At 65.6% G+C, this 15,786-nt stretch carries 13 protein-coding genes and 1 pseudogene; 8 read left to right on the top strand and 6 right to left on the bottom strand.

The features are described 5' to 3' along the window. Positions 1-36: 36 nt before the first annotated feature. Entirely contained in the window at positions 37-639 is a 603-nt protein-coding gene (locus tag ERL55_RS08940) for a hypothetical protein (protein WP_232140925.1), read from the bottom strand. A 250-nt stretch (positions 640-889) separates the two neighbouring features. Between ERL55_RS08940 and tssJ the strand changes: the two genes are divergently transcribed. The 7 genes and pseudogenes from tssJ to ERL55_RS15150 all read left to right on the top strand — a co-directional run. Further along, positions 890-1,528: a type VI secretion system lipoprotein TssJ gene (tssJ, locus tag ERL55_RS08945; RefSeq protein WP_129136113.1), complete on the top strand. Its 639-nt coding sequence runs from the start codon at positions 890-892 to the stop codon at positions 1,526-1,528. A gap of 154 nt (positions 1,529-1,682) precedes the next feature. Beyond that, positions 1,683-3,026 (top strand): type VI secretion system baseplate subunit TssK, encoded by a 1,344-nt coding sequence (tssK, locus tag ERL55_RS08950; RefSeq protein WP_129137290.1) that lies wholly within the window; start codon positions 1,683-1,685, stop codon positions 3,024-3,026. Beyond that, on the top strand, positions 3,023-3,808 hold the full coding sequence (gene icmH / locus ERL55_RS08955) for a type IVB secretion system protein IcmH/DotU (protein ID WP_129136114.1): 786 nt from the start codon (positions 3,023-3,025) through the stop codon (positions 3,806-3,808). Before tssK ends, icmH begins: the two co-directional genes overlap by 4 nt. A 7-nt stretch (positions 3,809-3,815) precedes the next feature. Beyond that, positions 3,816-6,767 (top strand): type VI secretion system tip protein TssI/VgrG, encoded by a 2,952-nt coding sequence (gene tssI, locus ERL55_RS08960; protein ID WP_129136115.1) that lies wholly within the window; start codon positions 3,816-3,818, stop codon positions 6,765-6,767. Positions 6,768-6,906: 139 nt separating this feature from the next. Further along, the gene (locus ERL55_RS08965) at positions 6,907-8,547 is read left to right on the top strand and encodes a peptidoglycan-binding protein (protein WP_164972161.1); all 1,641 of its coding nucleotides are present in this window, start codon (positions 6,907-6,909) and stop codon (positions 8,545-8,547) included. 91 nt (positions 8,548-8,638) lie between these two features. Continuing rightward, the gene (locus ERL55_RS08970) at positions 8,639-9,139 is read left to right on the top strand and encodes a hypothetical protein (protein WP_129136117.1); all 501 of its coding nucleotides are present in this window, start codon (positions 8,639-8,641) and stop codon (positions 9,137-9,139) included. Between the two features lie 244 nt (positions 9,140-9,383). Beyond that, a pseudogene (locus ERL55_RS15150) lies at positions 9,384-9,901 on the top strand (phage baseplate assembly protein V); the annotation flags it as partial. 446 nt (positions 9,902-10,347) lie between these two features. Here the strand turns inward: ERL55_RS15150 and ERL55_RS08980 are convergent. Beyond that, a protein-coding gene (locus ERL55_RS08980) for an IS3 family transposase (protein WP_129136118.1) occupies positions 10,348-11,480 on the bottom strand; the annotation gives its coding sequence in 2 pieces (ribosomal slippage) (positions 10,348-11,225 and positions 11,225-11,480; 1,134 coding nt in all). Between the two features lie 340 nt (positions 11,481-11,820). Between ERL55_RS08980 and ERL55_RS08985 the strand changes: the two genes are divergently transcribed. Beyond that, positions 11,821-12,462 (top strand): hypothetical protein, encoded by a 642-nt coding sequence (locus ERL55_RS08985; protein ID WP_129136119.1) that lies wholly within the window; start codon positions 11,821-11,823, stop codon positions 12,460-12,462. A 48-nt stretch (positions 12,463-12,510) separates the two neighbouring features. On the opposite strand, the gene ERL55_RS08990 is transcribed toward ERL55_RS08985, so the two are convergent. From ERL55_RS08990 to phaE, 4 genes are all read right to left on the bottom strand, one after another. Continuing rightward, positions 12,511-12,963: a hypothetical protein gene (locus tag ERL55_RS08990; RefSeq protein ID WP_206733409.1), complete on the bottom strand. Its 453-nt coding sequence runs from the start codon at positions 12,961-12,963 to the stop codon at positions 12,511-12,513. 84 nt (positions 12,964-13,047) lie between these two features. Further along, positions 13,048-13,254: a PspC domain-containing protein gene (locus tag ERL55_RS08995; protein ID WP_129136121.1), complete on the bottom strand. Its 207-nt coding sequence runs from the start codon at positions 13,252-13,254 to the stop codon at positions 13,048-13,050. A gap of 15 nt (positions 13,255-13,269) precedes the next feature. Then, positions 13,270-14,340 carry a class III poly(R)-hydroxyalkanoic acid synthase subunit PhaC gene (locus tag ERL55_RS09000; RefSeq protein WP_129136122.1) on the bottom strand — a complete coding sequence of 357 codons (1,071 nt, stop codon included), beginning with the start codon at positions 14,338-14,340 and terminating at the stop codon, positions 13,270-13,272. 1 nt (position 14,341) lies between these two features. Beyond that, positions 14,342-15,772 (bottom strand): class III poly(R)-hydroxyalkanoic acid synthase subunit PhaE, encoded by a 1,431-nt coding sequence (gene phaE, locus ERL55_RS09005; protein WP_164972162.1) that lies wholly within the window; start codon positions 15,770-15,772, stop codon positions 14,342-14,344. Positions 15,773-15,786 lie beyond the last annotated feature (14 nt).

Raw genomic sequence — 15,786 nt, forward strand, 5'->3', positions numbered from 1 at the left:
TCGTCTCCTGACGATGTGATGAGGCGGTGGCTGCGGTCAGTTTCCGCCGATGTTCTTGAACGGGTCGGCGCCGCTGCGCGGTGCCGGTGCGGGCGTCGCGGGTGCGCGTTCCTCCTGCGCCGGCGCGCTCGCGGCAGGCTGGCTTCGCGGCGTACGTGCGGTGCGGCGCGATGCCCGCGCAGGCTCCGGCTCGGCGAGGATCGCCGGGCCCATGGTTTCGCGCAGCGTATTGGCGAGGGTTTCGGCTTCGCGACGCGCGGTTTCCGACGCCAGTGCACCGCGGCCCTGCAGGCGCTGCAGGGAATGGTTGGCGATACGGAAGCCGCTTACGGTGAGGATGCCGTCGGCAACGATGTCGTCCGGATCACGCTGCATCGCCTCTTCGGCGGCAACAATCGCACGTGCGTAATGGGTGCGATCGAACTCGAGCTGCGCGATGCGCACCCAGGGTTCCTTCTGCGTGGGATCCGCGCCCGCGGCATCGCGGAACGCGATCAGTGCGCTGTCGACCTGCCCCGCCCGCACCGAATTCTCGGCCTGGTCGATCAGGACCGCATAGTCGGGAGTGTTCCTGTTCGCCGGGGTCGAGGCACAGGCGCCAAGCAGCGCCGCCAGCACGACCACGGACAGGCCGCGCACGGCCCGGTTACCGTTCCATCTCGTCATCATGACCGTCCCAAATCAATCCTGATTCTTTCCTTGTGCACGCACGTCCCGTGCGCCACGTGGTGCCGGCCGTTGCCCGGCCCGCTCCTTCTCCCCACCCGGGGAGCCGGTATAGTAGCCCGCAGACCGCGCGTCAATGCAAGCACAGATTTCGCTCGATAGACGCCGCCGACACGCCCCGGGGCGGCTGGACGGGACCCGACAACGGATGACGGAACCTCGTATGGATACGAACCCGCGCGCACGGCTTGCGCCCTCTCCCCATTCATCGCCACGGCTGCGCACGGCGCTGGCTGCGCTGCTGATCGTGTGCGGAATCCCGGCCTGCAGCAGCGGTGGCGGCATCGTCGATCGCACCCTGCAGACGGTGGGACTGCGCGATGCCGCGCCGGAGGCCCCGCAGGTGGTCGCCGTCGAGCTGATGGCCGGCAACAACCTCAACGCCGGCACTGGGACGCGTGGCCTCGCCCTGGTGGTGAAGACCTACCAGCTCCGTGATGGGCGCCGTTTCGAGCAGGCGCCATTCGAGGCCTTCCTCGACGAAAGCCGTGAGCGCGCCGCGCTCGGCGACGACATGGTGGCGGTGAACGAGGTGGTGCTTGCGCCCGGGCAGCGACAGGTCGTGCAGGAGCGCCTGGGCGACGGGGCCACGGTGCTCGGCGTGGTCGCACTGTTCCAGGCGCCAGCCGCCAACCGCTGGCGGCTGGCCTTCAGCCCCCGCGATCCGGCGGCGCGTGACGGTGGCATCCGCATCGGCCTGCACGCCTGCGCCATGACCACGTCGAGCACGGCTCTCTCGACCCGGTTGCCGGGTGACGCCTCCAGCCTCGCGTCGGTGCGCTGCCAGCCGGCGGGACGCTGACCGGGATTGCCGGCCCTCCACGGGCTCGCTACTCTGCAACCGGCGCCGAGCGCGCCACCATGCATGCGTCCGGCATGCCGCACCGAAGGAACGGCGCGAAGACGCATGGAGTTTCACCCCGCCAAAGGATTGCCGCGTGTCGCATGTCAGCCGGATGTCGAAGGTGTTCTGGGGCGAGGGCCTGTTCCTTCGGCCACAGCATTTCCAGCGCCAGGACGCCTATCACGAAGCCCGCATCCACGATCTCGCGCGCAGCCTGCATCCGTATCCATGGGGTGTGCGCCGGCTGAAGTTCGATGCACAGAGCCTCGCCAACGGCAGCGTGCGCGCGCTCGAACTCTCGGCGATCTTCGCCGACGGTGAAACCTATGACGCGCCTGCGCACGACCAGCTGCCCGATGCACTGTCGCTCTCGGGGCTGCCGGCCGGCGTGCAATCGACGACCGTCCATCTCGCGCTGCCGCTGCTGCGCGATCACGGTGGCAACTGCGGCAATGGTCAGGACGACGCCACGGCACGCTCACCGCGCTACCGGCAGGCGGACCTTGCCACCCCGGACCTCTACACCGACGCCGCCTCCGCCGAACTTGCCTATCTGCACAAGGCGGTGCGCCTGTTGACGGATGACCAGCCACGAGACGCCTACACCACGCTGCCGGTGGCCCGCGTCCGGCGCACGGCGACCGGTGGTTTCGAATTCGACGACGCCTTCATGCCTTCCGCGCTGCACGTACAGGCGTGCGCCCCGCTCAACCTGCAACTCCGGCAGCTGCTGGATGCGCTGCAGGCTAAGGTGGACGCGCTGTATGGCCTGCATCGCGAACCGTCGCAGAACATCATCGAGTTCCGGTCGGGTGACATCGCGTCCTTCTGGCTGCTGCATACGGCGTCGTCGGCGTACGCCGCGCTCTCGCACCTGTTCCGCAACGGCGACTTCCATCCGGAACGCCTGCACCAGGAGCTGCTGCGCCTCGCCGGTGCGTTGCTGACGTTCACCAAGGCCTACGGGCTGGCCGACCTGCCCCATTACGACCATGCTCATCCCGAAGACGGCTTCGAGCGCCTGTTCGGGATCATCCGTGAGCTGCTCGACACGGTGATCTCGGCGCGCTACTTCCAGATCGCGCTGTCGGAAGTGAAGCCATCGTTCCACCTGGGCCGCATCGACTCCCAACGCATCGATGACCATTCCGCGTTCTATCTCGGCGTGGGTGCCGATATGCCCGGCCAGGAACTCGTGCAGACGGTACCGGTACGCTTCAAGGTGGGCGCACCGGACGACGTCGAGAAGTGCGTGCTGTCCGCGCTGCCCGGCGTGAGGCTGGTGCACGCTGCGCAGGTGCCGGCGGCGATCCCGGTCAGGCCCGGCAGCCACTACTTCAGCGTGGAGGCACGGGGCCCGCTGTATGAGCGGATGCTCAAGGCGCAGTCGATGATGATCTATGTGCCTGCCGGCATCCAGGACCTCAAGCTCGAACTGATCGCGGTGGCGCCATGAGCACGCTTCCTCCCGTTCCCGGCGCGATGCCTTCGCTGACGCCGCAGCATGCGGCGCCCCCGACCACGGCCGCGGCAACGCCACGCAGCCTGCTCGACCTGATGTCGGACGGTTTCTACCTGCTGGTGCTGCTCAAGCGTGGGCAGCTGCCGCATGACACCGAGGCCTTCGTGCAGTCGATCCAGCGCTTCCTCGCCCAGGTGGAACGCGGCGCGGCCCGGCTTGGCATCGCCTCGGAAGATATCTATGCCGCCAAGTACGCGTTCTGCGCCGCGATCGATGAGGCGGTGCTGTCGCAGGCGTCGGCATTGCGCGACACCTGGGAACTCAATCCCCTGCAGTTGCGGCTCTTCGGCGAGCACCTGGCGGGCGAGCACTTCTTCGACCGGCTGGACGAACTGCGCGCGCAGGGCGCGCCGCGGCTTCCGTCGCTGGAGGTCTACCACTACTGCCTGCTGCTCGGCTTCGAGGGCAAGTACCGGCTGGAAGGCCCGGAGAAACTGGGCTACCTCACCGCGCGGCTCGGCGACGAGATCGTCTACCTCAAGGGCAAGCGCACCGGCTTCGCGCCGCACTGGCCGCCGCCGGACAACGTACGCCATGCGCTGCGTCGTGTGGTCCCGCTCTGGGCGCCGGCGGTGGTCGTCGCCTGTTTCGGTCTGATCGGCTACTTCGGGCTGCACGCATGGACCGGCCAGCAGACCGAAGAGCGCCTTGCCGCATACAACCAGGTCGTGCAGATGCCAGAACGCACGGCCCATATCACCATCACCCTGCCGTGAGCCCCATATGGACATGCCTGCTCTGGCCCGTGACGCGCTTGCCGCGCTCTCGGTACCTTCGCAACGCGCCCGCCTGATCCAGCTGGGTGCGTCCCGGCCGGGCGTGCCGGTCGACGGCCTGGTTGTCGAGCGCTTCCATGGATCGGAAGCCGTATGCGCGCCATTCCGCTTCGAGGTCGACGTGCTGTCGACCTCGGCGTTCGTCGACTCCGGCCAACTGCTCGGGGAGACACTTTCGCTGCATCTGCGACGCGCCGACGGAGGCATGCGCGACTGGCATGGCCTGTGTGCGGAGGTCGCGCCGCTGGGCGGCGACGGTGGCCTGGCACGATACCGGCTGACCCTCGCACCGTGGACGGAGTGGCTGCGCCATCGCCGCGATGCGCGCATTTTCCAGGACATGGATGTACGCGGGGTGGTCGAGACCATGCTCGGTGACGTCGGGCGCGCAACGTGGCGCTTTGATGTCACCCGCAGGCTTCCGGTGCATGCGATCACGACGCAGTACCGTGAGACCGACTGGGATTTCCTCACCCGCCTGCTCGCGGAGTCCGGCCTCGCCTGGCGCTACGAACACACGCAGCGCGGCGTCGGGGCGGGCGCGGACGATAGTGACCCCGGGCATACGCTGGTGATCTTCGATGCCGATGCGGAGCTGCCGTCGCCGGTGCGGCTGCGCTTCCATCGTGCGGATGCGAGCGAAGCCGAGGATTCGATCACGGCGTTGGGCGAACGGCGCGAACTGGTGCCCAACCGCAGCGTGGCCAGCAGCTGGCACAGCGAGCGCGTGGAGGCGGTCAGCAGCGAGGCGGCCGCTGCCCATCACGATGCGATCCCCACGCTCGAAGTCTACGTGCAACCGCGTGCCGGTCGCTTCGCAGACCCTGCCCATGCCAGCGAGGAAGCGACATTCCGCCTCGACGCCGCGCGCCTGCGTGGCTGGCGACTGGAGGGGGCGGGCTCCGCGCGTGTGCTCGCGGCAGGCCAGCCCATCTCGATTGCCCAGCATCCCCGGCATGGAGGCGCCACGCTGGTGCCGCTGGCGGTCGAGCATGTCGGCACCAACAACCTCGGTTCGGGCATTACCGCGCTGCTCGCACAGCCCGAGCTCGAACACGGAAGCTACCGCAACCGTTTCGTTGCCACCCCGGCAGAGGTGCCCGTGGCACCGCTCCCGGCGGACCGGCCACGTGTCCATGGTCCGCAGACCGCGCGCGTTGTCGGTCTTCCCGATGCGGCGGTGACTCCGAGCCGCGACCACCAGGTGCGCATCCAGTTCGCCTGGCAACGCGGCGAACACCCGAACCCCGGTGGCCTGTCTGCAGGGTCGCACGCGCCCGGTGACCACACCTCGGGGACGTGGGTTCCGGTCGCGGAATGGCTGGCCGGCCCGAACTGGGGCAGCCACTTCCTGCCACGCATCGGCGCGGAAGTGCTGGTCGAGTTCCTGCATGGCGACATCGACCAGCCGCGCATCACCGGCCAGCTCTACAACGGCGATGTCGCACCACCGTTTGCAGCCGGCATCGATGGCGGGGCCAACCATCCGGGCACACTGAGCGGCCTGCATACGCGGGGTCACGACGGCGGCGGGACCCAGCAGTGGGTGATCGATGACACGCCCGGGCAACTGCGCACCCGCCTGCACACCACGCTGGCCGACAGCCGGCTGGAACTCGGCTACCTGATCGAGCACGGCGACCACCATCGCGGCAGTCTGCGCGGACAAGGTGTGGAACTTGCCACGGCGGGCTGGGGCAACGTGCACGCAGCGCAAGGCCTGCTGCTGTCGACGACTGCACGCCCGGATGGCGCATCCACGCAGATGGACATGGCAGAAGCGGTGGCGCAACTCAAGGGCGCCGAACGCACCGCCGAAGCGCTGCATGACACGCTCCGTCAGCAGGCCGTGCCAGGCCTCGATGCCAACGAACGACTCGTCGCGCTGCGCGAGGCAGTGGATCCCGATGTCGATGGCGCCTATCGAGGCAACGTGGCCGGGCAGCCCGCGATGAAGCCCGACGGCGGCGGTCGCCAACCCGGAGACGAGCCGGTCGAGCGGTTCGCCGGCGCAAGGCTCATCGCCGAGTCGCCGGAATCGATCGCCTTCGTGACGCCGAAAAGCGCCATCGCGTACGCCGGCGGCGCAATGCACATCACCGTGCAGAACGACGCGCACATTGTCGCGGGCCACACCACATCGTGGGTCAGCGGCCAGCACACCGCGCTCTACGCACACGCAGGCCCGATCCGGGCGATCGCCGCCAACGGCCCGATCAGCCTGCAGGCGCACACCGGCGAACTCGAACTGCTGGCCGACCAGTCCGTCACCCTCACCGCAACCGACGACCGCATTGACGTCCTCGCGCAGCAGAAGATCGTGCTGCAGGCCGGACAGTCGCGCGTGGTGCTCGAAGGCGGCGACATCACGTTCGAATGCCCCGGCGAATTCACGGTGAAGGCGAGCCAGCATCCGTTCCGCGGGGCTGAAACGAACCCTGCCATCCCTGATCACATGCCACACGAAATCGTCGTACCGCCTGAGATGTTGGCGATTCGGACCCAAACCCAGTACGGCGGTGAATCGCTCGGAGGCAAACCCTATCGGCTTGAGATTGGGGGAAAAACGATTGAAGGGATATTACCGTCCGATGGGACGGTCATGGTGGATGTCCCCAAGGGCGTGAAGAACGGCAAATTCATCGTGTACCCATTCGGCAAAGAACATGGCCCCTGGAGTTGGGATCTGGATCTGAAGCGGCAGCACCAGACCTCAAAGCACGTCGGCATCCAGTCCAGACTGAAGAATTTGGGCTTCTATACCGGCGCGCTAGACGGTGACTTTGGCCCTAGAAGCAAGGCTGCCTGGCGCCGATTCCAAGAAAGTAGGAGCCGTTCAACAGCATCGGGATTGCAAGGGACGTCATTGACCACGCTTGGCTCTGGTCACGACATCTGACGGGAGAATGGACTCAGTGCTGTACGGAAACCATGATCTGCAACGTGGCGACCATGACGGGAGCCCAACCAGTAACAGGCCACCACGTTGGGGAGGTCGCGACAATCCACCACCTTTAGCGCAGAACGTTCAGACACCCATGGGTGCAGGCGGCGCGACCGTCGCAGTTCCAGGACATGTCCAGCAACTCCAACGAGATCTGCGCGAGCTGGGCTTTGCCGTCATTTCGTCGCCGGACGGTGACTTCGGTCGCTATACTCAATGGGCCGTGCGCGAGTTCCAGATCTACTCACGTATGGAACGCGTCGCCGCACTCGACGTGGCTCGGCTGCACGAGCTGACTGGCGATCCTAATGCCGGAGAGGGCGCCTCCGAAGTCGCTGTACTGGGCACTGTCCCAGGAGAGACCCCACCTGTGTCATATTATGTCAGCACCTTGAGACAGGTCGAAAATGCGTCTCCCTATACCGGCCCGATCAGCGGTGTCGTCAATGCGGATACGCGTAATGCAATCCGCCACTGGCTCGATAACAGCTATCGGTGCCCAGTAGTCGTTGAGGCTTGGAACGTCAATCGTGGAGCGCGCACCACGACCTTCAGTAATGGCGTCAACATCTGGCGCCACAACGAAATGACGAGCGGCGCCCCCAGGATCTTCTACCGCGATTTCAGTAATTATTACACCTACCCCGACACCCGAGAAGAGGGCGATTATCACGTCCTCGGAACTTATTCTGCGTTTGGAAATTGGGGTGGCCCTGCAAGCCTGGTACCAGGGCACACATGGCGAGAGGAGGCAGAAATGCTTCCACAGCATCTAATTAACGATGCCACCACAACAACCGCCCTCGCACTGCTGCCTGATAACGCCACTGCCTCAACCTACCGTGTAGTGCGCGCAACAGCTGAACAGGAATGCATGGGCGCATTCGATTCAGTCAATGCCTACGATGACGCTATCGTCTCTCTAGGCCCTTGCCACTGGACACTTGGTGTACTCCCCGATGGCGGTTATGACAATGGAGAGCTTCCAGGGTTCCTTGCCTACGTGATGCATCGAAACTTGGAAGATTACCGACAAGCATACGGAAATTTCGGGCTATATCCTTCAGAGCCATGGGTCGGACAGAACTCGGGACCTCTTTGGCTTAGAGGTCAGTTAAAGTATGCGGGCTGGGCCCGTGTGCATGTAGAAGGCACCGAGCCCAACCGGGCCCATGATAATCTTGCACAGCTTCAGGAGTTTGATCGTTCTGCAGACGAGGCCGCTTACTTCAAAAACTGGCACTGGTTCTTTCGATGGGTCATGGCCGGACGGACGGTTGAAACCGTACGCACTTCTATGTGGGACATGGTCCGCATGCGAATCCGAGACATCCGCTCGTCTAACGTCAACATCAACTCGGGCGGCGTCACCATCAATACTACGATGGGCGAAATTTTTACTTCGGAACGCGCCAACGCCGTCATCTTAAGGTGGCATATCTTTCGTCCCGCACATGTCACCGGCGCTCGCATTCGTACCAGTATCGCCAATGCCATTTCCGGCTCACCACGTATCGAGTGGAATCTCGCCCCAGCACAGTGGACAGATGACCACGAAACAGCGTTGTTGACCCAACTTCTTGTCGATGCCAATCAAGTCAACACTACTCAAACCGCGCTTTCACAATGGCCGAATTATGCTGGTCGGAACGGCAGGGCCTACATTCTCGGCAACGAACTTGGCAACCTACGAACAGAGCGAAACTCGTTCAACCTCGACACGCTTGGGATCTGATGGCATGTCTCGTTCCTATATACCATTAATCGCCCTTTCACTGGTCGCTTGCACCCCCCCCCCTGCCCATACGACCACTCCGGAACCAGCCGTGGCGAACCATCCCTGTGCCACCGCGACTGCAGAGACTCTGATGGAGATACAAACGCTAGAGAACGATGGCGTGAGCATCTGTCGACACGATGGCGTCGGGGACTGCCTCTATTCCGCTGAAGCCGGACGGACATTCGAGGTTGGCAGACCAGATCTGAATTATGACGGCCATCCTGACTTTCTGATTCGTGATTTCACGGGTGCATATGGCAAGCATGACGTCGTCCATTTCCTTGGCTATGCAGCATGTCCCGCTGGTGGATATGTCAAAATACTCGATTCGTTCGTGACTTCAGTTGAGCCGACAGATGACACCTCCTCGGGATGGCGCGAGATCAGCGCTTCTCGTGATTGCTTTGATGATTCGACACAGGACGTTGTGTCTCGCCGCTACCGATTGACATGGGATGAGAGAGCTTCCACCTACGGCCCTCCTGATAATGACGAAGACCTCGCTCAATACTGCAGCAGCAAGGAAATGGCCCCCCCTCCAAACTGACCTCATTTTTCAAGATAAAAGCGTGAGAGGAATTACATATTTGAATCTTGTTTCACGTCTAGTAATAGGTTGAAAAATTCAGCGTGGTCTGCCGAATCCAGGCTGCCTTTGACCCCACTCACAACTACCATAGCGCGGCCCAATGCGGGCTGGCCTCGAAGGCGACGACCACGCCCGCGATGTCGCAATTCCGGCCGAGGTGGCGGTGGCCCCCGCGGCCGCAGGATCGCCCGCGCGTGCACGGCCCCAGACCGCCCGCGTGGTCGGCCTGCCTGCCCGAGGCTCGCCAGCCCCAACCGCGACCATCAGGTGCGCATCCAGTTGGCCTGGGTGAGAGCGCGCGCTTCGCAGGCACTGCCGGCGGCGGGCTCGAACGCCCGGCCAGGGATGGCCGGGCCGGTGGATACGCAAGCCGGCGCCGGTCCCGCCATGGATGGCCACGAGGATGCCCCTGAGCAATAGACGGCCTGGGTGCTGGTGGCCGAATGGCTGGCCGGCCCGAACTGGGGCAGCCACTTCCTGCCACGCATCGGCGCGGAAGTGCTGGTCGAGTTCCTGCATGGCGACATCGACCAGCCGCACAGCACCGGCCAGCTCTACAACGGCGATGTCGCGCCACCGTTTGCAGCCGGCATCGATGGCGGGGCCAACCATCCGGGCACACTGAGCGGCCTGCATACGCGGGGTCACGACGGCGACGGGACCCAGCAGTGGGTGATCGATGACACGCCCGGGCAACTGCGCACCCGCCTGCACACCACGGCCTGCGACGCCCCGTGCCGACGCAGGACTGGAAAAGCTATCGGCAGACACCCGACGATCCGAGGCCGTTCTCCTGGGGCGAAGTCACCTACGTGGTTGGTGACGGTGCCTCCGACGCCGACCCCAACCGCAACCCTCACATTCCCGAAGGCACCCGCGCACTGCCCATCAGGCGTTGACGGCGATCACCGAACACGACGGTACCCGCTGGTGTTCCATGATGTCGGCACCCAGGGCGGCGGGACCGCGTCCGGCTCGGTACGCGAACGCGACTATATGCATGTCCGCCTCCCCTCCTCCTGGGAATGGCCTGGCTTCGAAATCGTGCGCATCGATGACACCCGGCCCGATCACTTCTATGCGCGCCATGTCGCCCACCATGGACAAGCCACCCCGGACGAGCAGACCGCCCTGGAATGACCTGCCCCCAGTAGCCGTACCACCCATTACTGGGAGAGCCCGGGGTTGAAGGGTACTGCGGCGGGATTGGTTTGGGTTCGGTGGTTGGCAGCAAACTGGGCCGGCGGGATGCGTCCGCAGCTGCTGTGCGGTCGCACTTGGTTGTAGTCGCGGCGCCACTCGGCGATGACGCCGCGGGATTGGACCAGCGACGTGAACCAGTGCTCGTTGAGGCACTCGTCCCGGAACTTGCCGTTGAAGCTTTCGATGTAGCCGTTCTGCATGGGCCGGCCGGGCTCGATCAGCAGGTGTTGGATGCCATGCTGCTGCGTCCATGCGATGAAGGCCCGGCTGGTGAACTCCGGACCGTTGTCCGTGCGCACCGCCCGCGGGTAGCCGCGGAACCGCGCAGCCTGATCCAGCACGCGCACGACGTAGGCGCCGCTGATGCCATGGTCGACGGTGATGTCGACGCACTCGTGGGTAAAGTCGTCGGCGACCGTCAGGCACTTCAGGCGGCGCCCGTTGGCCAGCGCGTCGCTGACGAAATCCATGCTCCATACCGCATTGGGCGCCGTTGCAGACGACAGCGGCTGGCGCTGGCTGGGTGGCCTGCGGACCTTCTTGCGGCGACGCACGGCCAGGTTCGCATCGCGATACAGGCGGTAGACCTTCTTGTGGTTCACAGCCGGGTACTCCGGACGCAGCAGGTCGTGCAGGCGGCGATAGCCAAACCTACGGCGCACCTGCGCCAGTTCGATGATGCGCGCCAACAGTGCCTGGGTCGCAGGCGCCTGTTCGGGCGGATGGCGGAAGGCATCGCGGGACAGCCCCGCAAGGCGGCACGCCCGACGCTCGCTCACCGTGGTGGCTTCGAGCATGCGACGGACCGCCTCGCGCTTGCATTGCGGGGCTAGCGTTTTACCCCGAAGCCAACCTTGAGCGCTTCAATGTCCAGGTGCGCTTCAGCCAGCAGCCGCTTCAAGCGGTTGTTCTCCGACTCCAGCTCCTTCAGGCGCTTGGCGTCTTCGGCCTCCATGCCGCCGTACTTGGCCCGCCAGGCGTAGAAGCTAGCCGGACTGAAGCCGTGCTGCCGGCCCAGCTCCGATACCGCCATGCCGGCCTCGGCCTGCTTGATGAAGCCGATGATCTGTTCCGTGGTGAAGCGACTCTTGCGCATGTCCGTCCTCTCTGGGTGACGGACTCTACCTAGCTTCGGTTGGTACGGCTCGGTGGGGGCAGGTCACTCTGCAAAGACATGGCTGGCACAGGCGCTATCGCACCTCATCGTCAAGCACGAAAGCGAGTGGTCGGGGCCGATAGGCAGTGGGATGCATCAATGAGTTGATCCCGGAGAATCGGAAGAATGACTGGACGAAGGAAAAGGAGCGGATCGCATCATTGTTGGGGTGGGAAGATGCCAAAGGACAGAACGGCTGACGGGCGAGGAACCATTGATTGCTCACAACATGCGTCCTGACGCTCTGATGCAGCGACGTGTTCGCAGGCTTGGATGCTCGATGCTCCTGGCCGTGCTGGCCGCCTGTGGTGATAGCAACCCGCCGATGTCGATGGACCGGGCTCATTCCGACCGGGATACCACCATGCAGGTCGAGGACATCGACGTGGCGTCCCCCGCGCTGCCGGCGACGGCGAGCAGCGTCGACCGTGCGCTCCGCTACACCGATGCCGCTGGCGACAACACCCTGCTGCTCGGGCAGCACTCCACGACACGTAGCGACGACGACGGCGTCGTGGATCAGTTGACGTTGCACGCTGCCCACCACCTCGCGACCCCGCACGCGCCGCAGCCATTCCGTGAGGCGTGGCGGCACACCGAGGTTGTCGAGTGTGAGGGGCTGGATTTCGACGGACACTTCCTCGATGAGGTCTTGCGTGTCGAGGACCTCGACGGTGACGGCTTCGCCGAGACCCTTGTAGGGTTCAGCACGTTCTGCGGCGGTGGCATCGATCCACGGCAGATCAAACTGGTGCTGCACACGCGCGATCGCGACTTCGTCCTCGAAGGGGAATCCGTCGTCGAACCTCCCGGCGGCTCGCCATTTGGCGGCAGCCATGCCATGACCCCGCACGAAGACACGGTTCCGGCTCCGTTTCGCGAGGCGCTGCTCGCGGCGTGGAAACGCGTTCGCGCCGACTAGAGGCGGCAACCCTCCTTTACCGCGACCGTCGGACCACCACAGCGCGGGTCATCCCGCGCGGCGGCGTGGAAGTGCATCCGCCGGCCAGGGCCACCATCCCTCCCCCGTCATCGCATACCGATCGGCGGCGCGCTCGAAGCGGTTGCGCACGCTGACGCCGCCGCAGGCGAAGTAGATCGGCAGGAACAGCGGGCCGAGTGCCATGTACTGGTAGACGTGGGCGCGCTCGTGGTCGCCGATGCGGACGTGGGGATCCACGCAGAGGCCGGCGCGATGCGCGTAGGTGGTGCAGGCGACGTCGAGGTCATCACCGGTCTGCAGGATGACGTTGCCCAGCGTCATCGCCCCACCCGGGCCCCACGGGTACCGTGCGAACACCAGCGCGAGGTCGTGGTGGGACCATTTGGGACGCGCGCCAGCCAGCATCCCCGCCGCACCGGCAATCAGGCCCAGCAGCGTGTTCGGCAGCGTCCAGATCACTCCGGCGAGCAGCGCGAGCATGCGCAGAAGAGGCAGCGATCGGGTCACGACACGTGTGTCCGGTTGCAACAGCACGGTACCGGGGCCGACCGGAACCGCATTGCCTCAGTCGCCCTCCGGCATGACCAGCCAGAGCACGAGATACACGATGATGCCGGGGAACGCCGCGGAAAGGACGGACAACACGATGTAACCCAGCCGCACCGCGGTCGGGTTCCAGCCCATCCTGCGCGCGATGCCGCCCAGGACTCCGGCAAGCACACGGTCGTTGATCGAACGCGACAGCGTCGGCCTGTTGGCTGATGGGTTCATGACATCGGTCCTTTCCTAACGCGAGCGGGCCGTGAGCCACTCGTTGATCGCGGTCGGCACTTCCTTCTGCGCGCGACCGGAGACATAGATACCGATATGGCCGCCGCGGAACGACAGTTCGGAATAGTCGTCGGTGCCGACCAGCCCGCGCATCGGCCGCGATGCCGAAGGCGGCACCAGATGGTCCTGCTCTGCGTAGATGTTGAGCACCGGCATCTCCACCAGCCCCAGGTGCACTTCCTGGTCACCGATGGTGACGCCGCCGTTGACGAAGCCGTTGCCCTGGTAGAACTGCTTCACGAACTGGCGGAATGCTTCGCCGGCCTGGTCGGGCGAATCGAAGATCCACTTCTCCATGCGCAGGAAGTCCTCCACCGCCTTGCGGTCGTCGAGGATGTCCACCAGCCCGACATACTTCTGCACGAACAGCCGCCACGGCTTCAGCGTGAGGTAGCAGAGGTTCATCATGTCGGCCGGCACGTTGCCGAGCGTGTCCACGAACAGGTCGACATCCATCTCGCGCGTCCAGTTCGACAGCATGTTGTCGTCGGTATGGAAATCCACCGGGGTGACCATGGTGACGAGGTTGCGCACGCGGTCGGGATGCAGCGCGGCATAGCACAGCGAGAAGGTGCCACCCTGGCACACGCCCAGCAGGTTCACCGCATCGAGGCCATGGCTGTCGCGCAGATGGTCGATCGCGCCGCCGAGGAAGCGCTCGATGTAGTCCTCGAGCGTGAGGAACCGGTCGGACCGGTCCGGATAGCCCCAGTCGATGATGTAGACGTCCTGTCCCAGCGCCAGCAGGTTGCGCACCATCGAGCGGTCCGCCTGCAGGTCCACCATGTAGGGGCGATTGACCAGTGCGTAGCAGATCAGCAGCGGCACCCTCGATGTCGGCGCCTGTTCGCCGCGGAAGCGGTACAGCACGACCTTGCCATCGCGCCAGACCTCTTCGCGCGGGGTGACGCCGAAACCGGTGTCGCCCAGCTCGTGCAGGGTGCGCGCGCCGGAGGCGAGCTTCTGCTGGAAGGTCATCGCCTCCTGCATCAGGGTGTTCAGGCCGATGTCGAGTGGGCCGGTCATGTCAGCGCTTCCCCTTCTTCAGTGGCTTCGGTGCAGCGGGCATGGCATGCGTCGCGGAGAACAGCGTGCGTTGCCCCTGTCGCGCAGGGGCCACTGCGACCTCGCGTTTCGGGCGTCTGGTGGCAGCGGCCTTGCGGACGGCCGGCTTGCTGCGTGCGCCTGTCGTCCTGGTAACCCGGGTTCCGGCAGGCCTGTTGCCCTTCGCCCCCGCGCCGCCCGCCGCGACCTTCGAACCGCGCGGCAACCCACCTCCGGCGGCAGGCCCTGCGGCGGCCTGCGCCTCGCCCCGCGTGGGGACCGGCGTCGCTGCGCGGCTCGTCTTGCCCACCTGCTTGCGGCCAGGGCGACGCGACGCAGGCGCGGGCTCGCCGGATCTGCCACGAGACGGGTTGCGCGCGACGGCGTTGCCGGCCTTGCCGGGGGTCGACGCACCGGGTTGCCCACCGTGTCCACCGGCCAGCGCCGCCACGGCATCCCGCAGCCGGCGGACCTGCCGCTCCAGCTCCACGACCTTGCGGTGCGCGCCGTCGAGCTCGGTACGGGTCGGCATGTCGAACAGCGCGCACACCTGTTCCACCTCGCGCTGGACGCCCTGGCGCACGCGCATCTGCGCGTCCACCAGCGCGGCATAGACGTGGCGAAATTCCTCGCCGAGTGCCACCGGTGCATAGGCCTCCTCGGCTGCGTCGATCCAGAGGTCGAACAGCGCGCGCGGGGAATCGATCTGCAGGCCCGGTGCCTCGCGGTCGGCCAGCTTGCGCTCGAAGATCGCGAGCCCGTCCTGCGTCACCCGCGCCATCAGCGCGTTGTACGCCTCCATTTTCTGCTGCAGTTCGATCTGCGCCTGTGCCAGCGCCTGCCAGCGCTCCTGGTGTTCCCGTGCGAAGCCGAACGTCGGGGTCTGCAGCCAGTCGCCGGCGCCGCCCTGCATCCGCTGCAGCCAGGGTGCCACCTGGGCCAGCCATGCCTGCGGTCCCAGTGAGCCTGCCTGTTGCTGCGCGCTTGCGAGCATCTGGGCGAACGGGTTGCCGCCGCTGTTGGCGAGCATCTTCCTCCAGGCGTCCACGACCTCGCCGGCGCTGCTGTCGCGCCCGGCGAACTGCGCGGCCAGCTGCTGCATCTGCGCATACCACTGCCTCGCGAGCCCATCGAACCGCGATGCCGCGTGCTGTGCAGCCGAGGCCTGCGCCAGGTTTGCCCACCAGCCCATGGGATCCGCGGCACCGGTGGCCGCGAAACCCGGGGCGCCGACACTCGAACCGAAGCCCGGCATACCAGCGCCAGGCCAGAATCCGGACTGGACGGAGCCGCTACCACCCTGCCCCGTCGCGGGCTGCAGGGCCTCGCTCCAGGCACCCCAGAAGCGGCGTGCGAGGGTGTCGAATTCGGCCGCGGCGGCGGCGAAAGCCTGCTGGGATGCATCGTGGGACATGGGACCTCCGGGCG

Origin of the sequence: Luteimonas sp. YGD11-2 (genome assembly GCF_004118975.1) — a bacterium.
Classification (GTDB): Bacteria; Pseudomonadota; Gammaproteobacteria; order Xanthomonadales; family Xanthomonadaceae; genus Luteimonas; species Luteimonas muca.